Annotated in this window: 24 protein-coding genes and 1 tRNA gene; 9 read left to right on the forward strand and 16 right to left on the reverse strand. The window is 72.4% G+C overall.

Annotation, left to right across the window (positions count from 1 at the left end; all coding sequences use genetic code 11):
• Positions 1–7: 7 nt before the first annotated feature.
• The 4 genes from AB0302_RS07855 to AB0302_RS07870 form a co-directional block, all read right to left on the reverse strand.
• A complete protein-coding gene (locus AB0302_RS07855) occupies positions 8–937 on the reverse strand; it encodes a fused MFS/spermidine synthase (protein WP_319075774.1) in 930 nt (309 codons plus the stop codon).
• Positions 930–1,499 (reverse strand): GNAT family N-acetyltransferase, encoded by a 570-nt coding sequence (locus AB0302_RS07860; protein ID WP_319075773.1) that lies wholly within the window; start codon positions 1,497–1,499, stop codon positions 930–932. The genes AB0302_RS07855 and AB0302_RS07860 overlap by 8 nt, the downstream gene beginning before the upstream one ends.
• An 86-nt stretch (positions 1,500–1,585) precedes the next feature.
• Entirely contained in the window at positions 1,586–2,002 is a 417-nt protein-coding gene (locus AB0302_RS07865; RefSeq protein WP_248117883.1) for a thiamine-binding protein, read from the reverse strand.
• Positions 2,003–2,050: 48 nt separating this feature from the next.
• Positions 2,051–3,409 carry an Nramp family divalent metal transporter gene (locus AB0302_RS07870; RefSeq protein ID WP_366371167.1) on the reverse strand — a complete coding sequence of 453 codons (1,359 nt, stop codon included), beginning with the start codon at positions 3,407–3,409 and terminating at the stop codon, positions 2,051–2,053.
• A 200-nt stretch (positions 3,410–3,609) separates the two neighbouring features.
• On the opposite strand from AB0302_RS07870, the gene pta reads away from it, so the two are divergent.
• Positions 3,610–5,676 (forward strand): phosphate acetyltransferase, encoded by a 2,067-nt coding sequence (gene pta / locus AB0302_RS07875; RefSeq protein ID WP_366371170.1) that lies wholly within the window; start codon positions 3,610–3,612, stop codon positions 5,674–5,676.
• 11 nt (positions 5,677–5,687) lie between these two features.
• Positions 5,688–6,941: an acetate kinase gene (locus tag AB0302_RS07880; protein WP_248117877.1), complete on the forward strand. Its 1,254-nt coding sequence runs from the start codon at positions 5,688–5,690 to the stop codon at positions 6,939–6,941.
• Between the two features lie 16 nt (positions 6,942–6,957).
• Here the strand turns inward: AB0302_RS07880 and AB0302_RS07885 are convergent, their stop codons facing one another.
• From AB0302_RS07885 to AB0302_RS07905, 5 genes are all read right to left on the reverse strand, one after another.
• Positions 6,958–8,760: an ABC transporter ATP-binding protein gene (locus tag AB0302_RS07885; protein ID WP_319075767.1), complete on the reverse strand. Its 1,803-nt coding sequence runs from the start codon at positions 8,758–8,760 to the stop codon at positions 6,958–6,960.
• A 2-nt stretch (positions 8,761–8,762) separates the two neighbouring features.
• Entirely contained in the window at positions 8,763–9,719 is a 957-nt protein-coding gene (locus tag AB0302_RS07890; protein ID WP_319075818.1) for an ABC transporter permease, read from the reverse strand.
• A gap of 89 nt (positions 9,720–9,808) precedes the next feature.
• Entirely contained in the window at positions 9,809–10,813 is a 1,005-nt protein-coding gene (locus AB0302_RS07895; protein WP_319075765.1) for an ABC transporter permease, read from the reverse strand.
• Positions 10,814–10,930: 117 nt separating this feature from the next.
• A complete protein-coding gene (locus AB0302_RS07900; RefSeq protein ID WP_366371245.1) occupies positions 10,931–12,589 on the reverse strand; it encodes an ABC transporter substrate-binding protein in 1,659 nt (552 codons plus the stop codon).
• A 172-nt stretch (positions 12,590–12,761) separates the two neighbouring features.
• Complete coding sequence (locus AB0302_RS07905) at positions 12,762–13,706, reverse strand: glycerophosphodiester phosphodiesterase family protein (RefSeq protein WP_319075761.1); 945 nt, start codon at positions 13,704–13,706, stop codon at positions 12,762–12,764.
• A 135-nt stretch (positions 13,707–13,841) separates the two neighbouring features.
• Between AB0302_RS07905 and AB0302_RS07910 the strand changes: the two genes are divergently transcribed.
• The gene (locus tag AB0302_RS07910) at positions 13,842–15,119 is read left to right on the forward strand and encodes a DUF445 domain-containing protein (RefSeq protein WP_248117866.1); all 1,278 of its coding nucleotides are present in this window, start codon (positions 13,842–13,844) and stop codon (positions 15,117–15,119) included.
• 75 nt (positions 15,120–15,194) lie between these two features.
• Here the strand turns inward: AB0302_RS07910 and AB0302_RS07915 are convergent, their stop codons facing one another.
• Positions 15,195–16,061 carry a hypothetical protein gene (locus tag AB0302_RS07915; protein WP_248117864.1) on the reverse strand — a complete coding sequence of 289 codons (867 nt, stop codon included), beginning with the start codon at positions 16,059–16,061 and terminating at the stop codon, positions 15,195–15,197.
• Between the two features lie 33 nt (positions 16,062–16,094).
• Positions 16,095–16,820, reverse strand: a complete 726-nt coding sequence (locus AB0302_RS07920) for an esterase (protein WP_366371174.1) — start codon at positions 16,818–16,820, stop codon at positions 16,095–16,097.
• Between the two features lie 15 nt (positions 16,821–16,835).
• On the opposite strand from AB0302_RS07920, the gene AB0302_RS07925 reads away from it, so the two are divergent.
• From AB0302_RS07925 to AB0302_RS07935, 3 genes are all read left to right on the forward strand, one after another.
• Positions 16,836–17,609 (forward strand): D-arabinono-1,4-lactone oxidase, encoded by a 774-nt coding sequence (locus AB0302_RS07925; protein ID WP_366371176.1) that lies wholly within the window; start codon positions 16,836–16,838, stop codon positions 17,607–17,609.
• Between the two features lie 94 nt (positions 17,610–17,703).
• Entirely contained in the window at positions 17,704–18,132 is a 429-nt protein-coding gene (locus AB0302_RS07930) for a hypothetical protein (protein ID WP_366371178.1), read from the forward strand.
• A gap of 32 nt (positions 18,133–18,164) precedes the next feature.
• Positions 18,165–18,623 carry an acyltransferase gene (locus AB0302_RS07935; RefSeq protein ID WP_248117854.1) on the forward strand — a complete coding sequence of 153 codons (459 nt, stop codon included), beginning with the start codon at positions 18,165–18,167 and terminating at the stop codon, positions 18,621–18,623.
• A gap of 103 nt (positions 18,624–18,726) precedes the next feature.
• Here the strand turns inward: AB0302_RS07935 and AB0302_RS07940 are convergent.
• Positions 18,727–18,799, reverse strand: a tRNA-Lys gene (locus AB0302_RS07940).
• Between the two features lie 137 nt (positions 18,800–18,936).
• Between AB0302_RS07940 and AB0302_RS07945 the strand changes: the two genes are divergently transcribed.
• The 3 genes from AB0302_RS07945 (at position 18,937) to AB0302_RS07955 (ending at position 21,466) form a co-directional block, all read left to right on the forward strand.
• Positions 18,937–19,611, forward strand: a complete 675-nt coding sequence (locus AB0302_RS07945) for a hypothetical protein (protein WP_319075753.1) — start codon at positions 18,937–18,939, stop codon at positions 19,609–19,611.
• Between the two features lie 187 nt (positions 19,612–19,798).
• Positions 19,799–20,425: a hypothetical protein gene (locus AB0302_RS07950; RefSeq protein ID WP_248117850.1), complete on the forward strand. Its 627-nt coding sequence runs from the start codon at positions 19,799–19,801 to the stop codon at positions 20,423–20,425.
• A 15-nt stretch (positions 20,426–20,440) separates the two neighbouring features.
• Positions 20,441–21,466, forward strand: a complete 1,026-nt coding sequence (locus tag AB0302_RS07955) for an inorganic phosphate transporter (RefSeq protein ID WP_319075751.1) — start codon at positions 20,441–20,443, stop codon at positions 21,464–21,466.
• 69 nt (positions 21,467–21,535) lie between these two features.
• Here the strand turns inward: AB0302_RS07955 and pstB are convergent, their stop codons facing one another.
• The 4 genes from pstB to pstS form a co-directional block, all read right to left on the reverse strand.
• Positions 21,536–22,315 carry a phosphate ABC transporter ATP-binding protein PstB gene (pstB, locus tag AB0302_RS07960; RefSeq protein ID WP_319075749.1) on the reverse strand — a complete coding sequence of 260 codons (780 nt, stop codon included), beginning with the start codon at positions 22,313–22,315 and terminating at the stop codon, positions 21,536–21,538.
• Positions 22,316–22,409: 94 nt separating this feature from the next.
• The gene (gene pstA / locus AB0302_RS07965; RefSeq protein ID WP_366371181.1) at positions 22,410–23,600 is read right to left on the reverse strand and encodes a phosphate ABC transporter permease PstA; all 1,191 of its coding nucleotides are present in this window, start codon (positions 23,598–23,600) and stop codon (positions 22,410–22,412) included.
• Complete coding sequence (gene pstC / locus AB0302_RS07970) at positions 23,600–24,565, reverse strand: phosphate ABC transporter permease subunit PstC (RefSeq protein ID WP_366371183.1); 966 nt, start codon at positions 24,563–24,565, stop codon at positions 23,600–23,602. The genes pstA and pstC overlap by 1 nt, the downstream gene beginning before the upstream one ends.
• Before the next feature lie 145 nt (positions 24,566–24,710).
• The gene (gene pstS, locus AB0302_RS07975; protein ID WP_248117840.1) at positions 24,711–25,934 is read right to left on the reverse strand and encodes a phosphate ABC transporter substrate-binding protein PstS; all 1,224 of its coding nucleotides are present in this window, start codon (positions 25,932–25,934) and stop codon (positions 24,711–24,713) included.
• Positions 25,935–26,040: the final 106 nt, after the last annotated feature.

Raw genomic sequence — 26,040 nt, forward strand, 5'->3', positions numbered from 1 at the left:
CCCCAGTCTAGTCCTCGGGGGTCGCCCGGAGCGGGGTCCGGCCGGCGGGGAGCCCGGCGGTGAAGGCCCGCGGATCCTCGGCGAGGCGCGCCGGGAAGGCGTCCATCCGGAGGTCCCGGGCGAGGCCGTCCCGGGGGTCGGCGCCGGCATGGGCGGCCGCGGCGGGGCGGGCGATCGGGGCGTCCGAGGCCGCCACGATCACGTTGCCGCGCCGGCGTCCCTTGAGCATGGGCGGGTCCGCGATCACCTCGAGGTGGTCGAAGGCCCCGACGACGGCGGCCACCTCTGCGCGCACGGCGGCCAGGTCCGGGCCTCCGCCCACGTTGAGCACGTACAGCCCGCCCGGGGCGAGCACGCGCGCGGCGGCCTCCGCGGACGCGGCGCCGGTGAGATTCGGCGGCGTGACGTGGCGGGCGCCCGTGGGGTCGTCCGGGTCCGGGGCGAAGACGTCGCGGATGAGGAGGTCGCGGGAGGCCGGGTGGGCCTCGGCGAGGACGTCGGCGGCGTCGGCCACGCGGATCTTCAGCGCGGGGGCGCGCGGCAGGCCGAAGTGCTCGCGGGCGAGCGCGGCGAGGCCGGCGTCGATCTCCACCGCGGTCTGGTGCGAGCCGGGGAAGGCGTGGTCCACCCAGCGGGCGAGCGCGCAGCCGGCGCCGCCGAGGTGCAGGGCGCGCAGCGGGACGGGATCGGGCCAGTGCGCCTCGACGGCCGCGGCCGCCCAGCGCATGTACTCGAAGCCCATCCGCTCCGGATGCTCAGGGTCCAGCGGCGAGGACTCCACCCCGTTGACGAGCAGGGTGAACGCACCCGGCGTGAAGGGGTCCTCGACGATCTCGGCCGTCCCCGAGGAGATCGCGTGGACGCCCGGGACGATGCCGGCGTCGACGGCGGCCGTGGCGGGTCCGCGGCGTCGCGGCGCCTGCCCTCGCCTAGCCACGGCGCACCATCAGCTGCTCGTGCAGCCCGGCCCACGCGCCCTCCATGGGCTGGGGGGCGCCGTCCTCCACGAAGCCGTGCTTGCGGTAGAACGCGATCGCGCGGGGGTTCTCCGCCAGGACGCGCAGGACGGCCGGGCCGTCACCGGCAGCGGCGCGCATCAGGCGCGCGCCCACACCGGTGCCGTACGTCTCGGCGAGGATGTAGAGGACCATGAGCTCCCGTCCAGGCATGCTCGGGCTCGCGGGGCCGTCGTCGGAGGAGTGCGAGGCGTCGGAGGCGTGCGAGGCCTCCGGTTCCCCGCACGCCGGACGCTCGATGCGCGACGGCCCGGCGAGGGCGACGCCCACGAGCCGGCCGCCGTCGGCCTCGGCGACCCACAGGTCCTTGTCGGATCCGATGAGCGCGGCCCAGGCGGGGACGTCCTCGGGCACGCGCGCGTCCACGCGGTCGAACACCTCGGCGGCCAGGAGCGAGCCGTACGCCTCGCGCCAGGACCGCGCCTTGACGCGCAGGAGCGCCTCGACGTCCTCGGGGCGGGCGGGGCGGATCACGGCGGCCACGGCGGGCCTCCTCTCGGGGTCGTCGGTTCCCGCTTCGTCCACGAGAGCGGTGGGGGGAGCGCCCGTCTCGTCCACGGAACCGGGGGTCAGCGGCCGTCGTCGTCCGCGGTGGCGCGGGCCGAGGCCGCGGTGCCGAGCCCGAGGTCGCCCGCGGCCGCAGCTCGCGGCCCGCCCTGCTCGGCGAGGGCGGCCTCGAGGCGCTCGAGCTTGCCGTCCAGCTCGCCGACGTGGCCCGGGCGGATGTCCGCCTTGAGCACCAGCGAGACGCGGGAGCCGTACGGCTCGACCGCCTCGACCGCGGCCTTCACCACGGCCATGACCTCGTCCCACTCCCCCTCGACCTCGGTGAACATCGAGGAGGTGCGGTGCGGCAGCCCGGAGGCCCGCACCACGGCGACGGCGGCCGCGACGGCGCGGTGCACGGAGGCGGTGTCCCCCTCACCGGGGACGTGGGCGGCGTCGGCGGGCTGGCCGGAGGGGGCGACGGAGAAGGCGACGATCATGGCACCAGTGTGCCGTGCCGTCGCCCTCTCGGGCACCGGCCCGCCGGGTCAGCCGAACAGCGGCTGCAGCGCCTTGACCAGCTCGTTGACGCCGATCGCCACGAACACCAGCGCCGTCAGGCCGAGCAGCGCGTTGCGCAGCCACCCGTTGCGGAACTGCGGGGGCACGTGACGCGCGTTGTTGAGGAACAGCAGCGTGATGGCCAGGAAGGGCATGAAGAGGGCGCCAAGCGTGCCGTAGAGCAGGATCAGGAAGATCGGGCGGTCCAGGAACAGCAGGGACATGGGCAGGATGGTCAGCCACAGCAGGAAGAAGCGGCCGGGCTTCGAGGCGAGCGACGGCGCGTCGTCCTGGTCGATCTCGGCCGCAGGGCGGCGGAAGTTGGTCCAGAAGTCCGCGAACATCAGCGACACGCCGTGCCACACGCCCAGGAGCGAGGAGAAGGACGCCGCGAAGAAGCCCACGAGGAACACCACCGAGTACGTCTCGCCGTAGCGCTCGGCCAGGACGTTGCCCACGTCGAGCAGGCCCGCGTCGCCCTTGGAGATGGCCAGGCCGGCCGAGTGCAGCAGCTCGACGCCCATGATCATCGTGGCGATCACGAAGATGCCGGTGAGGATGTAGGAGGTGGCGTTGTCGAACTTCATGACCCGCATGTACCTGGGGACGTTCCAGCCCTTCTCGCGCAGCCAGTAGCCGTACGCGCCGAGGGTGATCGTGCCGCCCACGCCGCCGGCCAGGCCGAGCACGTAGAACATGGCGTCCGGGTCGTTGCCGGGCAGGCGCGGCACGAGGCCGGAGAGGATCTCGCCGAGGTTCGGGGCGGTCAGGGCGGCGGAGAGCAGCACGGTGACGAACATGATGCCGATCAGCACGGTCATGATCGTCTCGATGAGGCGGTACTTGTTCAGCCACACGAGGCCCAGGCCCACGAGCCCCGCCCCGATCGCGAAGACCTTGCTGTCCACGCCCGGGTAGAGCGCGGCGAGCGGCAGCGCGGTGGAGGACATCGCCGTCGCGCCGTAGACGAAGCCCCAGATGAGGATGTACGGGCCGAAGTACCAGGACGTCCACGAGCCGAGCGAGCGCCAGCCCTGGAAGATCGTCTTGCCGGTGGAGAGGTAGTAGCGGCCCACGCCCTCCACGAGCACGATCTTGAAGATCACGCCGAGGACCACGGCCCACAGCAGCATGTAGCCGTAGCGCGAGCCGGCGGTCAGGGTGGCCACGAGGTCGGCGGCGCCCACGCCCGTCGCGGCGGCCACGATGCCCGGGCCGAGGGAGTTCCACTTGGGGCGGATCGGCGTCTCGTTGAGATCGGCCTCCGTGAAGCCGACCACCGCCGGGTTGTGCACGGGATGGCGGGGATCCGGGGCGTGCCCGGCGGCGGCGGTGGTGTGGGACATGGTGCCTCATCGGGGGTCGGCGCGCGGGAGGCGACGGCGACGGCCGCCCCGGGTGCACGGGCTTCGGTGCAGTGTGAGTGCGCTCACTATAGCGCGGAGGCCCCCGCCCGCCGCCGCCCAGACCGCGCCGTGGACGGGACGCATCGGTACGGTGGAGGGGACCGCTTGCACGCACGCGAACCGCCACGCGAAAGGGCCCCATGCCGCAGGGAATCTTCGTCTCCACCACCTCGACGGGCGCGGGCAAGTCGCTCGTCAGCCTCGGCCTCGCCGACTCCCTCTACAAGCGCTCCGGCGCCGTGGGCTACTACCGGCCCATCGTCCCGGGGAACGACGTCGAGACCGACCCGATGGTGCTGCTGATGCGGGAGCAGTTCGGCCTGGGCCCCGAGCAGGCCCGCGGCGGCCTCACGGCGGCCGAGGCGCGCACGCTCATGGCCGAGGGCCGCGGCGACGAGGTGCAGGAGCGCTGCGTCGAGCACTTCGACGCGATGTCGCAGGACGCCGTCGTGGTGGTGGAGGGGACCGACCTGATCAGCGCGGACCCGTCCGTGGACCTCGACCTGAACGCCCACCTGGCCCGCAACCTGGGCACCCCCGTGATCGCGGTGGCCTCGGGCGCGGGCCTGACCCCGGCCCAGGCCGCGGACGCCGTGGATCTGGCCCGCCGCTCCCTGGACGAGTCCGGCGTCGACCTGCTGGCCGTCATCGTCAACCGGGCCGGCCCGGGCCTCGCCGAGCAGATCCGTGCCGCGGTGCGCCCGGGCCGCCACGCGTGGCCGGTCTACGTGATCCCGGAGCTCCCCGAGCTCACGCACCCCTCCGTGGCGGAGGTGGCGGACCTGCTCGGGCTGGAGCAGGTGGCCGGCGCCCAGACCCTGGACCGCGACGTCGCCGAGGTCAAGGCCGTCTCCATGGAGGGCGGCAACTTCCTCGAGATCCTCGAGGAGGGGGCCCTCGTGATCGTCTCGGGGGACCGCTCCGACGCGATCCTGGCCACCGTGGCCTCCTCGCTCACCCCGGACTTCCCCACGCCGTCGGGCATGATCCTCACGAACGGGATCCTGCCGAACCGCCAGCTGCAGCGCCTCTACCTGGACGCCTCCTTCCCCGTGCTCGCCACCCACGACGACACGTTCACCACCGCGGCCAAGGTCTCCCGCGTGCGCGGCGAGCTCTCCAGCGCGCAGCCCCGCAAGACCGCCGCGGCGCTCGGCGCCTGGCACCAGAGGGTGGACGGCGACGAGCTGCTGCAGCGCTTCGACCTCCCCCGCTCCTCCACGGTGACGCCCCTGCGCTTCCTGCACGAGCTGATCTCGCGCGCCCGCGCCGACCGGCAGCGGATCGTCCTCCCCGAGGGCGAGGACGCCCGCGTGCTGCGGGCCGCCGAGATCCTGCACCGCCGCGACGTGTGCGACCTCGTGGTCCTCGGCCCCTCCGCCGCGGTGAGGGAGCTCGCCTCCCGCGAGGGCATCGACCTCACGGGCATCGAGCTCGTGGACCCCGCCGAGTCCCCCGACCTGGAGCGCTACGCCGAGGAGTACGCGCGGCTGCGCGCCCACAAGGGCGTGGACGTGGAGCGGGCCCGCGAGGTCATGCAGGAGGGCGCGTACTTCGGCACGATGATGGTCCACCTCGGCGACGTGGACGGCATGGTCTCCGGCGCCGCGCACACCACGGCCAACACCATCCGCCCCGCGCTCGAGTTCGTGAAGACCAAGCCGGGCGTGTCCATCGTGTCCTCCGTGTTCTTCATGCTCCTGCCGGACCGCGCGCTCGTGTACGGCGACTGCGCCGTGAACCCCGAGCCGAACGCCGAGCAGCTCGCGGACATCGCCGTGGCCTCGGCGGCGACGGCGGCCCAGTTCGGCGTGGACCCGCGCGTCGCGATGCTCTCCTACTCCACGGGCGCCTCCGGCTCCGGCGAGGCCGTGGACAAGGTGCGGACGGCCACCGCGCTGGTCCGCGAGCGCGCACCCGAGCTGAAGGTGGAGGGCCCGCTGCAGTACGACGCCGCCGTGAACGCCGCCGTGGCCGCGTCCAAGATGCCGGGCTCCGAGGTGGCCGGCCAGGCCACGGTGTTCGTGTTCCCGGACCTGAACACCGGCAACAACACGTACAAGGCGGTGCAGCAGTCCTCGGGCGCGGTCGCCGTCGGGCCGGTGCTGCAGGGCCTGAACAAGCCCGTGAACGACCTCTCCCGCGGCACCACGGTGGAGGACATCGTCAACACGGTGGCCATCACCGCCATCCAGGCGCAGGGCTGAAAGGAATCCCCATGACCGACGCGATGAGCTCCGCTCCCGTCACCACCGCGATCCCCACCGTCTCCGCCCGCGAGCTGCCCGAGGAGACCCTCCTGGTGCTCGTGGTGAACTCGGGCTCCTCGTCCCTGAAGTACCAGGTGCGCGAGCTCACCCTCGACGGCGAGGACGCCCCCGATCCCGTGGTGACGAAGGGCCTCGTCGAGCGCATCGGCGTGCCGGGCTCGGGCGTCGCGGACCACGCGGCCGCCCTCGCCCAGGTGGAGGAGGAGATCGCCGCGGTGATCGGGGACCGCCGCCTGGCCGCGGCCGGGCACCGCGTGGTGCACGGCGGGGAGCGCTTCCACGCGCCGGCCCTCGTGACCAACGAGGTCATCCGCGCGATCGAGCGCCTGGCTCCCCTGGCCCCGCTGCACAACCCGGCCGCGGCGCAGGGGCTGCGCGCCGTCGCCCAGCGCTGGCCGGACCTGCCGCAGGTGGTGGTGTTCGACACCTCGTTCCACCAGTCGATGCCGCGGGAGGCCTGGCAGTACGCCCTCCCGGACGAGCTCTATACGGAGCACGGCATCCGCCGGTACGGCTTCCACGGCACCTCGCACGACCTGGTCACGGGGCTCGCGGCGCGGCACCTGGGCATGGAGCGCCGGGCGTTCGACGGCGTCATCCTCCACCTGGGCAACGGCGCGTCGGCGACGGCGATCCGGCACGGCCGCTCGATCGACACGTCCATGGGCTACACGCCGCTGGCCGGGCTCGTGATGGGCACCCGCTCGGGCGACGTCGACCCCTCGATCATCACCCATCTGATCACCACCCACGGCTACACGGCCGAGCAGGTGGACACCCTCCTCAACAAGGAGTCCGGCCTGCTGGGGCTCTCCGGCAACGCGGACATGCGCCAGGTGCTCGAGGCCGCGGAGGCGGGCCACCGCGCGTCCCGGCAGGCTCTGAAGATCGCGTCCTACCGCCTGGCCAAGTACATCGGCGCCTACCACGTGGCCGTGGGCGGGGCGAAGGCGATCGTGTTCACGGCCGGCATCGGGGAGAACTCGGCGCCGTTCCGCGCCCGCGTGCTGGACCGCCTCGAGCCGCTCGGCGTGACGTACGACCCCGCGCGGAACATGGAGCGCGGCGACGACCCCCGGGTGATCTCCGCCGACGCCTCCGCGATCCCCGTGCTCGTGGTCCCCACGGACGAGGAGATGGCGATCGCCCAGCTGGCCCACACCGTGGTGGAGCGCGAGCAGGCCTGGCCGCTGCAGGACTGACCCGGAGCGCGGCAGGTCAGGCGACGTCGCCGATCTGCAGCTCGTTGCCGGGGATCGAGGCCAGCAGCCTCCGCGTGTACGGATGGCGCGCGTTGGTGAAGACCTCCTCGGAGGAGGCGGCCTCCACCAGCTCGCCGTCCTTCATCACGCACACGTAGTCCGAGATGAGCCGCACCACCGCGAGGTCGTGGGAGATGAAGAGGTAGCTCAGCCCCAGCTCCGCCTGCAGGTCCTTGAGCAGGTCCAGGATCTGCGCCTGCACGAGGACGTCGAGGGCGGAGACCGGCTCGTCGCACACGATCAGGTCCGGGTTCAGCGCGAGCGCACGGGCGATCGCCACCCGCTGACGCTGACCGCCCGAGAGCTCCGCGGGGTAGCGCCGGTGGAAGTGCGCCGGCAGGGCCACCTGCTCCATGAGCTCCAGGGTGCGCGCCCGCCGCTGCTTCGCCCCGCCGCGGCGGTAGGCCTGCAGCGGCTCCTCGATGATCCGCCCCACCGTGAAGGAGGGGTTGAGGGAGGAGAAGGGGTCCTGGAAGACGGCCTGCACCCGCTGACGGAAGTCCTTCAGGTCGGCGCCCTTGAGGGTCAGGACGTCCTTGCCCTCGAAGGTGATGGATCCCGACGTCGGCTCGATGAGCTTGAGCAGCATGCGTGCCGTGGTCGTCTTGCCGGAGCCGGACTCGCCCACGATGGAGACCGTCTTGCCCCGCGGGATCTTGAGCGAGACCTCCTTGGCGGCGTAGAAGTCGTCCTGGCCACGGCTCGCGTACACCTTGGTCAGGTCGGTGATCTCGACCAGCGGGGTGAGGGCGGACTTGTCCAGGGCCACGGTGGTCAGGGCACCGGTGGCGTCCTCGGCCAGGGGCGCCGGCGCGGCCGCGTAGGACTCGGGGAGGAGGCGTGCGGCGGCCACCGACGGCGCCGCCTGCACGAGCGAGCGCGTGTAGGCGTGCTGGGGGTCCTCGAGGATCCGCTGGGCGTCCCCGTGCTCCACCACCGTGCCGCGGTGCATGACCACGAGGTGCTGGGCGCGCTCGGCGGCGAGCCCCAGGTCGTGCGTGATGAGCAGGACGGAGCTTCCCAGCTCCCGGGTCATCTCGTCGATCTGGTCCAGGATCACCTGCTGCACGGTCACATCCAGGGCCGAGGTGGGCTCGTCCGCGATCAGCAGCTGCGGCCGGCAGGCCAGGCCGATCGCGATCAGCACGCGCTGGCGCAGCCCGCCCGAGAGCTCGTGGGGGTACTGCCTCGCCCGCTTGCGCGGGTCCGGGATCCCCGCCCGCTCCATCACCGCGAGGACCTTCTCCTCCACGTCCTTGCGCGTGGCCAGCCCGTGGGTCAGGAGGGTCTCCCCGATCTGCTGCCCCACGCGCGTCACCGGGTTCAGGTTGGACATCGGGTCCTGCGGCACCAGGCCGATGCTGCGGCCCCGGATGCGGCGCATCTTCGCGTCCGGCATGCCCACCAGCTCCTGGCCCGCGAAGCGGATGGAGCCGCCGGTCACGCGTCCGTTCTGCGGCAGCAGGCCGATGGCCGCCATCGCGGTGGTGGACTTGCCCGAGCCGGACTCGCCCACGATGGCCAGCGTGCCGCCGGCGGGCAGGGTGAACGAGGCGCCCTCCACGGCCTTCACCGTGCCCTGCTGCGTGGAGAACTCCACGTCCAGGCCGCGGATCTCGAGCAGCGGCCCGCCGACGGCGGGCGCGGGCGAAGGTGCCGCGGGCGCGGCAGAGGGTGCCGAGGCCGCGGGGACGGGGCCCTCCGCTCCGGCCACGTGGGAGCCGGAGCCGCGGGCGACGTCGTCGTGCTGGGGGTCCATGGTCAGCGCCTCCGGGAGGTGGGGTCGAGGGCCTCGCGCAGGGACTCTCCCAGCAGGGTGAACCCGAGCGCGGTGACGGCGATGCACAGGCCCGGCAGGAAGGCGAGCCACGGGTTGATGCCCAGCTCGGCCTGGGCGTAGGTGAGCATGCGGCCCCACTCGGCGGTCTCGGGCCGGCCGCCGCCGAGGCCCAGGAAGGAGAGGGCGGCGGCGTCGATCACGGCGGTGGCCAGGGTGAGGGTGGCCTGCACGATCACGGGGCCCAGCGAGTTGGGCAGGATGTGGGACATGGTGATGGTGCGCCGCGAGAGCCCGAGGGTCTGCGCGGCCAGCACGTAGTCCGAGCCCTTCTGCGAGAGCATCGAGGAGCGCAGCAGGCGTGCGAACACGGGGACCTGGGCCACGCCGATCGCGATCATCACGGCGGAGGGCGTCTGTCCCAGGATGGCCGCGATGGACACCGCCAGCAGCAGGTGCGGCACGGAGAGCAGGATGTCCACGAGGCGCATCACCACGCTGTCCACCCAGCCGCCGAACCCTCCCGCGAGCAGGCCGAGGATCATGCCGCCCACGAGGCCGAGCGCTGTGGAGACCACGCCGATCAGCAGGGACGCCTGGGCGCCCCACAGCAGCTTGGAGAGCACGTCGCCGCCGAAGCGGTCCAGGCCGAGCGGGTAGCCGGCCACCTCGCCGGGCCCGGGCACGCTCGTCGGGCGGATCTCCCGCATGCCCGGCGTCTCCGTGCCCCCGTACGGGGCCAGGAGCGGGGCGAGGACCGCCACGAGCAGGAAGAGCGCCACGATCACGGCGCCCGCGATGGCCGCGGGGTTGCGGCGCAGCCGCTGGAAGGCGGCCCCCCACACGGAGGTGCCGCGCGCCTCCGCGCCCGGCTCGGTGGTGGCCTGCGTCTGGCCGGGGGCGACGCCGACGGCCTCGACCCCGGGGGTGTCGACGGCCAGCGGGGTGACCGCGCCGTCCGTGGCCGGGTACAGCTCGTCCTCGGCGCCGCGCGCCGCGGGGCCGCCGGAGGCGGGGGGCAGGTTCGCCGTCACTGGACACGCACCCTCGGGTCGATGAGGCCGTAGGAGACGTCCACGACCAGGTTGATGAGCGAATACAACAGTGCGATGAGGATGATGAAGCCCTGCAGCACCGGGAAGTCGAGGTTGAAGATCGCGTCGCGCAGGAACCGGCCGATGCCGTTGAAGGCGAACACCGTCTCGGTGAGCACCGCCCCCGAGATCAGCAGGCCCAGCTGCAGGCCCAGCGTGGTGAGCACGGGGAGCATCGCGTTGCGGAGGATGAAGCGGTTCCGGATGAGCCCCGGGGCCAGGCCCTTGGCGCGCGCGGTGCGCACGTAGTCGGCGTTCTGCACGTCCAGGACGGCCGCCCGCGTGATGCGGGCGATGATGGCCAGCGGGATGGTGCCCAGGGCGATGCCGGGCAGCACGAGGTGCGTCAGCGCATTCAGGGCGGCGTCCCACTCCCCCGTGCTGATGCCGTCCCACACGTAGAGGTTCGTGTAGTGCGTCGCGTCGATCCGCGGGTCCTGGCGGCCGTCCGTGGGGAGCCAGCCGAGCCGCACGGCGAAGACCCACTTCAGCAGGAAGGCCAGGAAGAACACCGGCACCACCACGCCCAGCAGGGAGAGCACGACGGCGAGGTTGTCCTGCCACCCGCCCACGTTGCGGGCCGCCCAGTAGCCCAGCGGGATGCCGAGCACGACCGCGAAGAGGATGGCGAACACGGACAGCTCGATCGTGGCGGGGAAGCGCTCGGCGAACTCCTCCAGGACGGGCCGGTTGGTCATGAGCGAGTTACCGAAGTCACCCCGGACCAGCCGCCCCATGTAGGTGAGGTACTGCTCCAGGATCGGCTTGTCGAAGCCGTACGCGGCGTTCACGCGGGCCACCGCCTCGGGGGTGGCACGGTCGCCGAGCAGGGCCGTGGCCGGCCCGCCGGGGAGGCTGCGCACCCACGCGAAGAGCAGGATCGAGAGGCCGAGCAGGGTGGGGATCAGCAGCAGCAGGCGCTTGCCGATGAGTCTGAGCACGGGGAGTCCTTCATCCCAGGCCCGTGGGCCCGTCAGGTCAGGGGACGACGGCGGCGCAGCGGGTGCGCCGCCGCCGTCGGGTCAGCGAGGGGGCCGGTCAGCCGCGGGGGCGCCGGTTCACTCCGTGAGGTCGACCTGGTTGAAGACCTCGTCGTTGACCGGGCTGGCCGGGTAGGAGGCCACGCGCTTGTCGAAGGCGAGCGACGGCGCCGGGTGCGCCAGCGGGACGGCCGGGACGAACTCGGAGATCTGCTGGTTGATCTCCTCGTACTCGGGCGTCTGCTCCTCGATCGTGGGGATCTGGCGCGCCTTCTCGAGGGCGGTGAAGAGCTCCTCGTTCTCGAAGCCGAACTCGGGCTTCTCCTGGCCGAAGAACACGCCCACGAAGTTGTCGGTGTCGTTGTAGTCGCCGGTCCAGCCGAGCAGGTGGATGCCGTGGTCGGCGGTGCCCTGCACCTGGTTCAGGTAGTCCGGGCTCCACTTGGCGGGCTTGGCGTTGACCTTGATGCCCACCTCCGCGAGCTGGTTGGAGATGTTGGAGAAGGCCTGCTCCGGGGTCGGCATGTAGGGGCGGGAGACGCCCGTCGGGTAGTTGAAGTCGATCGTGAAGCCGTCGGGGTAGCCCGCCTCGGTCAGCAGCTGCTTCGCCTTCTCCGGGTCGTAGTCGTAGGTGGTGACGTCGTCGCTGTAGCCGTTGACCGAGTCCGGGATGAACTGGGTCGCGGCCTTGGTGCCCTCCGGCAGGGTCTGCTGGATGAGCGCGTCCTTGTCGATCGCGTGGGCGATCGCCTGGCGGACCTTCACGTCCTTGAGCTCCTCCTGCTCCTGGTTCATGCCCAGGTAGAGGATGGTGAACGGATCGCGCTGGATCACGTTGAACCCGGCGTCGGCGAGGGCCTTGGTGTCCGCGGGGGCCACGAGGTCGTAGCCGTCCACGTCCCCGGCCTCAAGGGCCTGGCGGCGGGCCACCGGGTCGTCGATCACGCGGAAGGTCACGTCCGTGACCTCGCCCTTGTCCCCCCAGTAGTCCTCGAAGGCGGAGAGCTTGATGTCCGAGCCGACGCTCCACGAGTCGAACTTGTACGGGCCCGTGCCCGTGGGGTGCTCGCGGGCGTACTCGGACATCTCCGGGGATTCGGCGGTGCCGCCGATCTCGTCCGCCTTGTACTCCTCCATGGCCGTGGGGGACTGCATGCCGAAGGCGGGAAGCGAGAGGGAGGGGATGAACCCGGCGAAGGGCTGGGCCAGGGTGACGGTGGCCTTGAGGTCCTCGGTGGCGTCGCACGACTTGTACACGGCCTTCTCCGGGGAGTCCGCGAAGCCGCGGAACAGCTTGCCGTAGTAGTAGGAGACGGTCTCGGCCTGCTGAATGCCCTCGAAGTTGTACCAGCGGTCGAAGTTGGCGCACACGGCCTCGGCGTTGAACTCCGTGCCGTCGTGGAACTTCACCCCGTCCTTGAGCTGGAACGTGTGGGTCAGCCCGTCCTCACTCGACTCCCACGACTCGGCCAGGAGGGGGGCCGGGTCCGCCGTGCCGGGCTTGGTGCCCACGAGGCCCTCGAAGATCTGCCGGGACACCCGGAGGGACTCGCCGTCCGAGGCGAAGGCCGGGTCGAGGGTCTTCGGGTCCGAGGAGGCGGCGAAGATGAACGAGCCGTCCACCTGCTGCGCGTCAGAGCCGGCCGCGGAGCTGTCCGCGCCGGTGTCCGAGCGCTGGCTCTGGGCGCATCCGCTGATCAGGAGGGCGCCTGCTGCGGTGAGGGCGGCCGCGGACAGGAAGCGTCACTGAAGGGGGGAAGCCATGGGGTCCTCCTGGGGAGAGCTCGAGGAAGGTCTCACGTGCGAGTGAGGCACCTCACAGGGGAGGTGTTGATCGGGAGTGTAACCCTGATCACAGACGGATGCGGCATCGACACGGCGTCCCGCCATCTCCGGGACGCCGGCGGCCTCAGACCCCCGCGCGGTCCCGCCGACTCCGCCGCTCGGCGACGGCGTCGGCCGCCCAGCGCAGCACGTCCTCCGGCCGGTTGGTGGTCAGCTCCTGCACACCCTGGGCCAGGAGGAATTCGACGTCCGCGCGCGCGTCCACGGTCCACACGCGCAGCCGGCGCCCGGCCGCGAGCCACGCCTTCACGTCAGCGAGGTGGGTGCGCACGTACTCCACGGACGGGCCGGCAAGGCTCGCCCGGCCGCGCCACACCATGGCCTCGGAGTTCGCGAGGGTCTGGCGCACCGTGGCGCGCACGGCGGCCCGGGAGAGCGGACCGCGGGCGATGCGGGAGGGGATCTCGGCCGGCATCACGTCCACGAGCGGGCACAGCGCGTCCGGGCCCGTCAGCGGCGCCACGTACTGCAGCGCTCCGGGGTGGAAGCTCATGAGGGAGACGCTCACCTGCCCGAGCAGGCCCGTCTCCGGGTCCCAGCCAGAGGTGAGCAGCTCGCGCAGCACGCGCTCCTCGAGCTCGTGGCCGTACGGCGAGGGGTGCTTGAGCTCCACCGCGAGGCGCAGCGGACGGTCCGCCGCCGTCGCGATCTCGAAGAGCTCCCGCAGGGTGAGCACCTGGTCCTCCGGCGCGCCGTACACCGGGGGGATCTGGCCCGCCTGCGCTCCCGGCCGCGCCCCGTCGCCCGCGCGAGGCCCGCGCGTCGCGTGCCACGAGGTGACGTCGAGGCCGCGCAGCCGCTCCAGGGTGTGGTCCGCGAGCGCGCCGGAGCCGTTCGAGGTGCGGTCCACGGTGGGGTCGTGCCAGCAGACGACCTCGCGGTCCTTCGTGAGCTGCACGTCGCACTCCAGGCCGTCCGCGCCCACGGCGAGGGCGTGCAGCATGGCGGCGCGGGTGTGTTCGGGGAAGGCGGCGGACGCACCGCGGTGGGCGATCACGAGGGGGAGCACGCCCAGAGCGTAGGAGCGGCGGGTGCCCGGAGCCCCGACGCCAGGCGGCGGGCTGGTTAACTGGAGGGGACCATTCGGTTCACCCCGGCGTCCTCTCCGCCCGGTCCTCCGTTCCGCCCGCTCCAGGAGCCGCACGTGTCCCTCTCCGCCGCCTCGGACCAGCAGGTCCTCAGCGCCGCCTCCCTCGAGCGCGCCGCCGGGCTGCGCCGCATGAAGTCGGTGGCCACCGGCCTGCTCGTGGCGCTGGCCGTCGTGTTCGTCATCGCGTTCCCACTCCAGGAGGTCCATCCCGCGTGGGGCTTCGTGCGCGCCGCGGCGGAGGGCGGCATGGTGGGCGCGCTCGCCGACTGGTTCGCCGTCACCGCGCTGTTCCGCCACCCCGCCGGCATCCCCGTGCCCCACACCGCCCTGATCCCTCGGAAGAAGGACCAGCTCGGGGCGGCGCTGCGCGAGTTCGTGCAGGAGAACTTCCTGGACTCGGACGTCGCGCGGGAGAAGGTGGCCGGGCTGCAGGTCGCGCACGCGGCCGGCGGCTGGCTGCGCCAGGACGCGAACGCCCGGCGCGTGGCCGGGGAGGTCGCGACGGCGGCGCGGCACACCATGGCCGCCACCGACGATGAGGCCGTGCAGCGCCTGCTGCAGCAGCTGATGCAGAAGCACATGGTGGAGCCGGACTGGTCCCCCACGCTCGCCGGCGTGCTGGACTCCGTGCTGGCCGGCCGGCACCACGACAAGGTGGTCGAGCTCGTGGTGAACCACACGGGCGACTGGGTGGCCGCCCACCCGGAGATGTTCATCGAGACGGTGCGCCGCCGCTCCCCCGAGTGGAGCCCGGACATGGTGGACCGCCTCCTGGCGGAGCGCCTCCACGCCGAGACCCTGAAGTACCTCGCCGGCATCCGCTCCGACCCGGACCACGAGGCCCGCCGCTCGGTGGATGACTGGCTGGACCGCCTCGTCCGTGACATGCGCGAGGACCCGGACACGCGCGCCTCCGTGGAGCGCTTCAAGGCGAGCCTCTTCGCGGACGAGCGCCTGCGCGGCTGGGCCTCCCGCGCCTGGACCACCCTGCGCGACTCCCTGCTGGACGCCCTCGCCGACCCCGCCTCCGACCTGCACCGCGCCCTCGTGGCCGCCCTGCAGGACCTCGGCGGGCGCCTCCAGGACGACGCCGAGGTGCGCGAGCGCGTGGACGGCTACGCGCAGCGCGCCGCCGCCTACGCGCTCAGCTCCTACGGCCCGCAGCTGACCGGCGTGATCGAGGAGACCGTGGAGCGGTGGGACGGCGAGCAGACCTCCCGCACCCTCGAGCTCCTCGTGGGCCGGGACCTGCAGTTCATCCGCATCAACGGCTCCGTGGTCGGTGCGCTCGCCGGCCTGGCCATCCACACGCTGGCCACACTGCTGTTCTGATCTCCCCCGCCCACGACGACGGCGACGCACCCCGCGTGGGGGAGCGTCGCCGTCGCGGGCCGGCAGGAGAGGACGTCAGGACCTCGTCGAGTCCTTGTCCTTGCCGCCCGGAAGGGCGCGCAGCAGGCCGCCGAGGAAGCCGCCGTCGTCGTCCTTCTCCGCCTGCACGGACTCGCCGCGCAGCTCGCCGGGGATCACGGCGGGCAGCGGGCCGAAGAGCTGACGCGCGTTCTCCACCACGGCCTTGCCCATGGCGCGGTTGCCCACGCCGCCGATCACGGCTCCGATGCCGAACGGCACGGCACGGCCGATCATGCCCGCGCCCTGACGCACGAGGAGGCGCTTGAAGAAGCGCCGCTTGAGCTGGTCCATCATCATCGCGCCCACCCCGGCGCCACCGGCCGCGCTCGAGGTTCCCATCAGGGCGTTCAGGCCCGCCATGGAGTCCTGCTTCGCCCCGGCCTTGCCGGCGGCCTCGCGCAGCAGCTCCTTGGCGTCGTCGCCGAGCATGAGCGTCATCACGACGGCCCGGGAGCGCTGGGGGTCCGCGGTGCTGATGCCGTGCAGCTCGGCGAGGGACTGCCCGTAGAGCGCGGTGGCCTCGAGGAAGCCCACGACGGCGGCGGCCGACAGGCCCAGCGCGGCCACGGTGCCGACGCCCGGGATGATCGCGGTGCCGCCGACGGCGGCGCCAGCGCCGGTCACGGCGTTGAGGTACTGCTCGCTCAGGCGCTCCGCGAGCTGGTCCGGGGTGTCGCCGGGGTGCTTCTCCCGGAGACGCTGGATGTTCTTCAGCACCAGCGGACGCTGGATGTCCAGCGTCTTGAAGACCACCTTCTCGAACGCCTCAGTGGGGTTGCCGTCCTCGTCGAGCGCGGACTTGAGGGCCAGGTTCGTCGCCTTGTCCGACGCGAAGCGGCCGATCGTCGAGTTCTTTGCCATGCGGACCACCGTAGTGGCTGCGCACGGTGTGCGTCAGGATCCCGGCGGCGCGGCGGCGAGGGTGTAATCGAGGAAGATCCGCACGTCCCGCACCTCGTCCGGGTGGGTGGCGTGCAGCATGCCGGGGTAGGAGCGCACAGTGAGCAGGGTGTGCGCCTCGGCCCACCCGCGGGTGTGCGCAACGGCGTCCGGGTTGATCACGGGGTCCTCGACGTCCCGGCCCCAGAAGAAGGGGCGGGGGCCGGGGCCTTCGACGGGCGAGTCGAGCATCGCCAGCAGCTCGTTGTCCACGGCGAAGCCACTGAGGCCCACCCCGCACGTGAAGGCCTCGGGGCGCAGCCGGATGACCGTCGTCGCCATGGCCATGCCCTGGGAGAAGCCGAGCACGGAGACGGAGCGGAAGCCCGCGTCGGCCACCTCGGGCGAGCCGAGGACGTCGAGGACGCGGTGGGCGGCGGCGAGCACCTGGGCGAAGTCGGACTGCAGCAGCAGGTCCAGCAGGAACCAGCCGTGCGCGCCCGGGTCTCCCTCGCCCTCCGTGGCGGACGCGTCGATCTCGAAGCCGCCGCGCACGGCCAGGCCGGTGCAGCGCTCCGGGAGCATGGGGAAGAAGGTGCGGGCGGCCCGGCGCTCGTTGGAGCCGTAGCCGTGCAGCACGAGGACGAGGTCCGTGCCGGAGCGCTCGCCCGCCGGACGGGACCACGCCACGGCATTTCCTGAGCTGAGCGTCTCGATGTCTGGTGTGGAGGCGGAGGCCATGGTTCCATCCTAGGTGTGAAGCCCGTCTCCCCGCCGACGGCGCCCCCGTTCGAGCGCTACGCCGCCGCGCTCGCCGCCCTGCCGGCGGACGAGCGCTCCCGACCCCTGGGCCTCCTGGACCTCGACGCCTTCCGGGCCAACGCCGCCGCTCTGCACGCCCGCGCAGGCGCCGTGCCCGTCCGCGTGGCCACCAAGTCCGTGCGCACCGCGGTGATGGACGAGTTCCTCTCCAACGGGGTCTTCGGGGGGATGTGCCGCCTCGGGGCGCGCGCTCCCCGTCTCGTGCCCCTGCTGAACCAGGTGTCCGCGCGCGGCGTGGATCAGCGCACCTACACGGACGTCTCCTACCGGGTGTTCGTGGCCGAGCGCGCCGTGCGGTTCCGCGAGATGGAGTACGCGGTGCCGCTCGAGCGGTTCGAGGAGGCCTTCGCGGGCCTGCGGCGCATCGCGGCCGAGCGGGCCGCGGCCGGGGACGCCGTCTCCTTCCCCGTGGAGGTCCGCACCGTGGCCGCCGACGACGTCTGGCTCTCCACCGCGCGCGGGCGCGAGTCTGCGTACCTCGCGGTGCACCGCTACCACCGGGAGGACCCCACCGCGTACTTCGCGGCGGCGGAGGAGCTCCTCGTCTCCCTGGGCGGGCGCCCCCACTGGGGCAAAGAGCACGACCGGGACGCGGAGTGGGCCGCCCGCGCTTACCCGCGGTTCGCGGACTTCACCGCCCAGCGCGACGCCGTGGACCCGGGACGCGTGTTCGCCAACCCCTACCTGGAGCGCGTGCTGGGGGCGTGAGGAGGGCCCGGACCCTCCGCGGACGCGCCGGGCCCCGTAGACTCGCCCCGCACGCCCACCCGCACGCGCGACGCACCAGCATGGAGGACGCCCCGTGGCCATCATCATCTCCGGAGGTCGAGGACGCCGCAGCGGCTGCGGCTGCCTCGGCTGCCTCGGCCTGATCGGCCTGGCGCTGTTCCTCCTGTCCGTGCTCGGCGTGTTCGCCGGCGGCATCAACACCGTCCCGCCGAACACCCCGCCGGACCCGTCGCCCCGCTCGCAGAGCGGTCCGCCGAACCCGTTCACCGCCACGCCGACGCCGAGCGCCACGCCCACCGCCCAGCCGGGCTCCGGGTCCGCGGCGCCGACATCGGGTGCCGGGTCCGCGGCACCGACGTCGGGCTCCCCGGCGTCGGGCTCCCCGGCCTCCTCCTCGGCCTCCGCCACCTCCGGCCCGGCCACGTTCGACCCGTTCCCCACCGAGACGGCGGGCTCCCCCACCCCGTCGGGCACACGGTCCTGGAGCCTGTCCACGCCGTGATCCGCGGGGGCCCGCACCCCTAGACTGACGGCATGAAGCGCCTGCCCCCCACGCTCGTCGCTCGTGTCCGCACCGCCTCCAACCGCGTCCGCAGCCGCGCCACCGGCGCGGACATCCACCCCACGGCCTGGGTGAAGGCCGGCGCATGGATCGAGAAGGGCGCGGTCATCGGCGCCTACACGTTCGTCAACCGCCGCGTGGAGATCGACAACGGGACGACCGTCGGCGAGCACGTGGCCATCGCGCCGGGCGTGCGGATCGTCACGGCCTCGCACGAGCTCGGGCCGGCCCGCCAGCGGGCGGGGAAGTTCAGCATGACGCCCGTGACCATCGGCGACGGCTGCTGGCTCGGCGCGGGCTGCACGATCCTGCCCGGCGTGGACGTGGCCCCCGGCTGTGTGGTGGCTGCGGGCGCCGTGGTCACCAAGAGCACCGAGCCGAATGGCGTGTACGCGGGCATCCCCGCCCAGCGCATCCGCGACCTGGGCTGACGGGCTCCGCTGCCCTGAGGGGTCACGGCACGCCGCGTCCCGTGACGGCGAGACGGCGTGCCGTGACCACCCCGGGCGAAGCGAGGCGGGACTGCGCGTCCGGTGGGCCCCGCGGGGATCGAACCCGCGACCGGCGGATTAAAAGTCCGATGCTCTGCCAGCTGAGCTAGAGGCCCTCACCCGCTCGTCCCCTGGGCGGCACACGGCCGGCGTCGGCGACCCTCGCGGGTGCCCTGCCATGGTAGCCGAGGCCTCGCGGGTCTACCGTGGCGTGCGTCCCGCCGCCGTCTGCACCGGAAGGAGCAGCACACCCATGCCCCATCACCGCTCCCCTGCCGGACGCGGCGCCAGCTCGAGCGCCTCCGGCCTCACGCGGCACCATCGCCCCCGCGTGTCCCGGCCCGACGAGCTCGCGCACTTCGCCGGGGGCGAGGAGCCGCAGGAGGTGGCCGCCGCGGCCTCGCGCCTGGCCCACGCCCTCGTGACGGGCGGGCGGGCGGAGGAGGACCCCGCCGTCGTCGCCCGCCTCGTGGGGCTCGTGCGCGAGCTGGGCGTGGAGACCCTCGCCGAGCTCTGGTCGGACGCGCCCGCCGTCTCCCTGGCCGGGGCCCTGTGGCGCCTCTACGCGCTCCAGGAGGCCACGGCCCGCGACGGCGAGCGCTGGGCGGCCTGGTACCGCGCCGGGCACGGGGCCCACGCCGCGCGCGCCGTGGCCGGCGCCGTGGAGCCGCCCGGGGCGGAGGAGCTGCGGCGCCTCACCGACACCATCCTCACGGGGGCCTACCGCTCCGATCTGGACGTGGCGTTCGAGCGGGCGGCCGCCTACGCGCGGGTGGCGGCTCTGGGGCAGGTCAACCACGCGGAGGCCGCCGAGGCGGCGGACCCCGCGCACGCGGCGCGGCTCACGGCGCGTGCCGCCCGCCTGGTGTCCACCGCCGATGCCCTGGAGGCGGCCGCTCGAGGCTGGCGCGACGGCTCGTTAGACTAGGAGGCGACGGCGTCGGGCCGCTGGTAACCCCGGGCTCCAACACATAGCCGCCACGAGCGGCCTTCCGCCGAGAGGCGTTCCCGGTCCGGCGTCGTCGTGACACCTCCCCCGACCTCCGATCCCGGCGGCCGCGCCGCCCGCCACACCGCCGGACCGCCGCTCCCGCGCGCAGAAAGCACGGTGCCCGATGTCCCCCCGCCTGCCCTGGCTCACGACCCGGGACACCCCCGCCCTGCGCCACATGGCGGACCTCACCCTCGCGCTCGGCAAGGCCGTGCAGACCGTGGCCCAGGTGCCGGGGGCGAAGGGCGAGGAGCTGGACCGCATGGAGCGGGACCTCATGGAGCTCGACGCGTCCTCCTCCGCCTCGCTCATGGCCTTCCTCACCGCCCTGCGCAGCGCGTACGTGACCCCGCTCCCCCGCCAGGACCTGTACCTGCTCGCCGGCGGCGTGCACACGGCGATCCAGCGCGTGGTGGGCGCCGGCCTGCTCATCCAGCGCGCCGGCCTCGACGAGCTGCCGCCCCACGCCCTGGACGTCCTGGAGACCGTGGGGCGCCACTCGGACCTGCTGCGGCGCGCCACGGGCGAGCTGCGCGACCTGGATGCCCTCGAGGACACGTGGATGCAGCTGCTGCGCGCCTCCCGTCGCACCGACCGGATCATGGTCAGCTGGCTCGCCGACCTCGGCCGCGACCTCCTGCAGCGCGACTTCCACCGCCAGCGCGAGGTGGCCTGGGCGCTGCAGTCCGCCCTGGAGGCCCTTGCCCGCGTCAACACCGACCTCGGCGTGGTGCTCGTCCGTGAGTCCTGAGGCGGGAGCGGCCCGATGACGGCGGGTCTCGGCTTCGTCTTCGCCCTCCTCTGCCTCCTCGGCGTGGTCATGGGCTTCCGCGACGCACCCAACTCCGTGGCCCTGCCCGTGCGATTCCGCGCCCTGACGCCGCGACTGGCCCTCGTCATGGCCGCCCTGCTGAACGGGATCGGCGTGGTGCTGGGCATGGGCCTGATCACCCTCAGCGTCTCCTTCTTCACCCCCCACGTGATGTCCGGGGTGGTGGGGCACATCACCGTGGCCACGGCTGTCCTCGTGGCGGTCGCGTGGGGACTGCTGCTGTGGTGGCGGCGCATTCCCGGCTCCACCACCCATGCCCTGCTCGCCGCGCTGGCCGGGGCCCACCTCGCCGCCCACCTCGAGCTGGGGCACGAGCTCGAGCCGGTGGTCATGGACCGGGTGGGATGGGAGGTCGCCGTGGGTCTGCTCCTCTCACCCCTCCTGGCGTGGGGGCTCGCCCGCGTCCTCACCCCGCCGCTCGTGCGGCTCGGCACCACGGGCTCCACGGTGAACGTGCAGCACCGCGCCCGGATCGCCCTCGCCGTCTCCGGGGGCGCGACGGCGGTGGGCCACGGCGTGCAGGGCGGGCAGCGCCTGGGGCTGCTCTGGGCCATCTGCCTCATGGGCGCAGGCGTGCCGCCGGGCGCCCCCGCGGCGTCCTGGGTGTTCGGGCTGAGCGCCGCGGTCTTCGCCCTCGCGATGGCCGTGGGGACGCTGGGCGGGGCATGGCGGATCGCCTGGACCCTCACGGAGCGCCTCGTGGCCCTGGACCCGCTGCGCGCGGCCGTGGCGGCCGCCGTGCCCGCGGGCCTGCTCTTCGTGGGCTCCCTCGTCCTCCACCTGCCGCTGTCCTCCACCCACACCCTCACCGCCGGCATCGTCGGCGCCGGGCAGACGCAGACCTACGCGTCCGTGCGCTGGCCCCAGGTGCTGCGCGTGGTCGCGTGGTGGCTGCTCACGCCGCTGGCATGCCTCGGCGCCGCTCTGCTTCTCGGCCTGGCACTCCTCCTGCTGGTCTGAGACCGCACACGGAGACGACGAGACCCCGCCCGGGTGGCCCGGGCGGGGTCTCGACGCAGCGGGAGCGACTCAGCCGAAGCGGCCGGAGACGTAGTCCTCGGTCTGCTGGTTCGAGGGGCTGTTGAAGATGACGTTCGTGTCGTCGTACTCGATCAGCTTGCCGGGCTTGCCGATGCCCTGGATGTTGAAGAACGCGGTCTTGTCCGCCACGCGAGCGGCCTGCTGCATGTTGTGCGTGACGATGATGACCGTGTACTGCTCCTTCATCTCGTTGATGAGGTCCTCCACCGCGAGGGTGGAGATCGGGTCGAGCGCGGAGCAGGGCTCGTCCATGAGGATCACGTCCGGGGACACGGCCACGGAGCGGGCGATGCACAGGCGCTGCTGCTGGCCGCCGGAGAGGCCCGAGCCCGGCTTGTCCAGGCGGTCCTTCACCTCGTTCCAGAGGTTGGCGCCGCGCAGGGACTTCTCCACGATGGCGTCCGAGTCGGCGCGGTTGAGCTTGGTGCCGTTGAGCTTGTAGCCGGCCAGCACGTTGTCGCGGATGGACATCGTGGGGAACGGGTTCGGGCGCTGGAACACCATTCCGATCTGCGAGCGGATGGACACGGGGTCCACGCCGGAGCCGTACACGTTCTCGCCGTCGAGGAGCAGCTCGCCCTCGACGTAGGCGCCGGGGAGCACCTCGTGCATGCGGTTGATGGCGCGCAGGAACGTGGTCTTGCCGCAGCCGGAGGGACCGATGAACGCCGTCACCGTGCGGGGGGCGATGTCGATGTTGACCTCCTCCACCGCCTTGAACTTGCCGTAGTAGACGTCGACGTCTTTGGCCTGGATGCGCTTGGACATGAGAGCTGGTCTTCCTTTACGAGGATCGCTGGGGAGCGGAGGTCTGGGTGGGCCGTTCGGCCGCCCCGGCACGGATGTCCGGGGCGGCCGAGGTTCAGCGGCCCGTCTTGGGGGCGAACGCCTTGGCGATCATGCGCGCGATGAGGTTCAGCGCCATCACGATGATGATCAGGACCAGGGCCGCGGCCCAGGCACGGTCGGTGGACACGTCGTACGCGGTCGGCGACGTCGGCGAGACGAGCTGGCGGTAGATGTACACCGGCAGGGCCGTCATCCAGTTGTCCATCGGGTTCCAGTTCATGGTGGTCGCGAAGCCGGCCGTCACGAGGATCGGCGCGGTCTCACCCGTGACGCGGGCGATGGCCAGGGTGATGCCCGAGAGGATGCCCGAGATCGCGGTGGGGATGACCACCTTGGAGATGGTGCGCCACTTGCGCACGCCCAGGGCGTAGGAGCCCTCGCGCAGCTCGTTCGGGACGACGCGGAGCATCTCCTCGGTGGAACGGACCACCACGGGGATCATCAGCACAGTGAGGGCGACGGCGGCCGTGAGGCCCATCTTCACCGACTGCAGCGCCTTGGGGCCCTCGCCCATCACCAGCTCGAGGAGCAGGGACATGGCCGCGAAGGCGAAGAGGCCGGCCACGATCGAGGGGATGCCGGTCATCACGTCCACGAAGAAGATGATGGACCGCGAGAGCCAGCCGTCCCGCCCGTACTCCACGAGGTAGATGGACGTCAGGAGGCCGATCGGCACCGCGATCAGGGTCGCGATGAGCGTGATCATCAGCGTTCCGACGAGGGCGTGGGCGAAGCCGCCGGGCAGGCCGCCGAGGGGCTGGCCGTCGTTGAGGTAGGCGGCGTCCGTGGTGCCCGTGACGCCGTCCATGTCGTTCCACAGCACCTGCGGGTTGCCGAACAGCGTCGGAGCGCCGTCCGAGATCACCGACCAGATGACGGAGATCAGCGGAACGAGGGCGATGAGGAACGCCGCCCACACGAGGTTGCGCCACAGGCCGTCCGTGGCCTTGCGGCGGTTCTCCAGCAGACGCGTCACGATGTACATGCCCACCACGTACGAGATGAGGGTCATCACGGCGAGGCGGGCGACCCGGAACTCCTCGCCCTTGATGAGGAGCTCGAGGCCCAGGGCCACGAGAAGGGCGGCTGCGGCCACCACTGCCCACACCCAGCGGGGCATCTGCCCGGCGGTGAGGGAGTTCTGCGTGTGCTTCGACGACGGGATGTTCTCCCGCGTCGGCGAGTCGTTGAGTGCGGTGCTCATCAGTTGGCTCCCGAGAATTCCTTGTGCTTGTTCACGATCCACCGGGCGACCATGTTGACCACTAGCGTGATGATGAACAGCATGAGGCCGGCGGCGATCAGTTCGTTCAGTCGGATGCCGTAGGCCTCCGGGAAGTTCAGGGCGATCTCCGAGGGGATCGTCTTGTTGCGACCCTCCTCGATCAGGGACGAGCTGAACTTGCCGGGCGAGAGCACCATGGTCACGGCCATGGTCTCACCCAGCGCGCGGCCGAGGCCGAGCATGATGGAGGAGATGATGCCGGCGCGGGCGAACGGGAAGACGGTCATCTTGATCATCTCCCAGCGCGTGGCGCCGAGCCCGAGCGCCGCCTCCTCGTGGAGCTTCGGCGTCTGGGTGAAGATCTCGCGGCACAGGGCCGTGATGATGGGGAGCACCATGACGGCCAGGACCACGCCCGAGGTCATGATGACGCGGCCCGTGCCGGTCACCGGACCGCCGAAGAAGGGCAGCCAGCCCAGGTACTGGTTCAGCCACGCGTAGATCGGCCACATGAGCGGGGCGAGCGTGAGCCAGCCCCAGATGCCATAGATCACGGAGGGGATGGCGGCCAGGAGGTCGATGACGTAGGCCACCGGCTGGGCGATCCTCGGCGGGGCGTAGTGGGAGATGAAGAGGGCGACGCCCACGGCGACCGGCGTGGCCAGGATCAGCGCGACGATCGCCGCCATGAGGGTGCCGGCCATGAGCGGCCCGACGTACCCGAAGAAGGAGTCGGCCGACTTGAGCTCTTTGCCGTAGGCCTCAGGGAAGAGCGCCGGGAGGGACTCCGTCACCAGGAAGATCGCCACGAAGGCCAGGATGAGCAGGATCAGGATGCCTGCGGCCAGGGAGAGGCCGGAGAAGACCTTGTCCCCGGCGGCGCCGCCCCGGGCGGATTTCTTGACGGAGGTGCTGGGCGCAGCCTCGGTTGCGGATGTTGACACGATGCCTTCCCTCAGGACTGGGGTGATGGTGGCCGGGTTCACCGCCCGGCCGGGATGCCGTCATGGGCTCACACACCGGCCGCCGACCCCCGTGGGAGCCAGCGGCCGGTGTGCGTATGACTGCTCACGCGTCAGTGGACGGTGATCAACCCGCCACAGTGATGGCGTCGATGCGCTCCTTGGCGGAGGTCGCCATCTCGGCGTCGATCGGGGCGGAGCCGGCGGCGTCCTGGGCGGCCTTCTGGCCGTCCTCGGAGATCACGTACGAGGCGAAGGACTTCACCTGGTCGACGGTGTCCTGATCGGGGTACTGGTTGCAGTAGATGTGGTAGGAGACCAGCACGATCGGGTAGGTGTTCTCGCCGGTCTTGGTCCGGTCCAGCTTGACGGAGCCGTCCTCGTTCTGCTCGGACTCGGCCACGATCTTGGCGGCGGCCTCCGGGGAGAGCTCGGAGAACGCGCCGTCCGCGCCGATCTTGGCGGTCTTCAGCGAGCCGACGCCGGAGGCATCGGTGTAGGTGATCGCGCCGTCGGTCTGAGCGGCCTGGGAGACGACGCCCTTGGTGCCCTGAGCGGACTCGGCGGTGATCTCGGAGGGCCACTTCTTGTCGGCCTCCCAGGTCCAGGACTCGGGAGCGGCCTCGGCGAGGTAGTCGGTGAAGTTCTCGGTGGTGCCGGACTCGTCCGAACGGTGCACCACGGTGATCGCGGTGTCGGGCAGCTCGGCACCCTCGTTGAGGGCGGCGATGGCGGGGTCGTTCCAGGTGGTGATCTCCTTGGAGAAGATCTTGGCGACCGTGTCGGCGTCCAGGTTCAGCTCGTCGATGCCCTCGACGTTGTAGGCCACGGCGACCGGGGAGACGTAGGCCGGGACGTGGAAGGCGCCCTTGTCGCCGCAGACCTCCTTGGCCTGCTCCTTCTCGTCGTCCTTGAGGGCGGCGTCGGAGCCGGCGAAGGTGGAGGAGCCGGCCAGGAAGGCCTCGCGACCCGCGCCGGAGCCGTCCGGGGAGTACTGGACCTGAAGGTCCGGGGAGACGGTCTTGACGCCATCAGTCCAGGAGGTCATGGCGGCCTCCTGCGAGGAGGCGCCGGAGCCGATCAGGGTGCCGGAGGCGGTGGGGACGTCGATGGCGGCCGGGGCGGCAGCGGCCGAGGAGGACTCGGAGGCGGAGCCGGAGGCCGACGTCGAGGCGGAGGCCGACGCAGAGGTGGAGGCGGCAGCCGAGGTGGTCGCGGCGGCGGAGGTGGCCGAGCCGGCGGCGGAGGTGGCGGAGGACGCGGCGCTGTCGCCGCCGTTGCCACAGGCGGTCAGGGCCAGGGCGGCCACGGAGAGGACGGCGGCGGAGCGGCCGATGCGGAGAGCCTTCATGGAAGTGCCTCTTTCATTCTGGATGACGATGCCGGCAGGAGCCGGAGTTCCGGGACCTGCACCGTCGCTGACGTTAGGGGCCCGAAGTGAATCCACAGCCCGCCGG

This window comes from Micrococcus sp. NPDC078436, from assembly GCF_040702705.1.
GTDB lineage: Bacteria > Actinomycetota > Actinomycetes > Actinomycetales > Micrococcaceae > Micrococcus.

Coding starts and splice junctions, on each gene's coding strand:
- AB0302_RS07955 (WP_319075751.1), top strand. CDS start 20,441: ATGACGGCGGGTCTCGGCTTCGTCTTCGCCCTCCTCTGCCTCCTCGGC.
- AB0302_RS07935 (WP_248117854.1), top strand. CDS start 18,165: ATGAAGCGCCTGCCCCCCACGCTCGTCGCTCGTGTCCGCACCGCCTCC.
- pstA (WP_366371181.1), bottom strand. CDS start 23,600: ATGAGCACCGCACTCAACGACTCGCCGACGCGGGAGAACATCCCGTCG.
- pta (WP_366371170.1), top strand. CDS start 3,610: ATGCCGCAGGGAATCTTCGTCTCCACCACCTCGACGGGCGCGGGCAAG.
- AB0302_RS07870 (WP_366371167.1), bottom strand. CDS start 3,409: ATGTCCCACACCACCGCCGCCGCCGGGCACGCCCCGGATCCCCGCCAT.
- AB0302_RS07920 (WP_366371174.1), bottom strand. CDS start 16,820: ATGGCCTCCGCCTCCACACCAGACATCGAGACGCTCAGCTCAGGAAAT.
- AB0302_RS07915 (WP_248117864.1), bottom strand. CDS start 16,061: ATGGCAAAGAACTCGACGATCGGCCGCTTCGCGTCGGACAAGGCGACG.
- AB0302_RS07885 (WP_319075767.1), bottom strand. CDS start 8,760: ATGGACCCCCAGCACGACGACGTCGCCCGCGGCTCCGGCTCCCACGTG.
- pstB (WP_319075749.1), bottom strand. CDS start 22,315: ATGTCCAAGCGCATCCAGGCCAAAGACGTCGACGTCTACTACGGCAAG.
- AB0302_RS07865 (WP_248117883.1), bottom strand. CDS start 2,002: ATGATCGTCGCCTTCTCCGTCGCCCCCTCCGGCCAGCCCGCCGACGCC.
- pstS (WP_248117840.1), bottom strand. CDS start 25,934: ATGAAGGCTCTCCGCATCGGCCGCTCCGCCGCCGTCCTCTCCGTGGCC.
- AB0302_RS07950 (WP_248117850.1), top strand. CDS start 19,799: ATGTCCCCCCGCCTGCCCTGGCTCACGACCCGGGACACCCCCGCCCTG.
- AB0302_RS07945 (WP_319075753.1), top strand. CDS start 18,937: ATGCCCCATCACCGCTCCCCTGCCGGACGCGGCGCCAGCTCGAGCGCC.
- AB0302_RS07880 (WP_248117877.1), top strand. CDS start 5,688: ATGACCGACGCGATGAGCTCCGCTCCCGTCACCACCGCGATCCCCACC.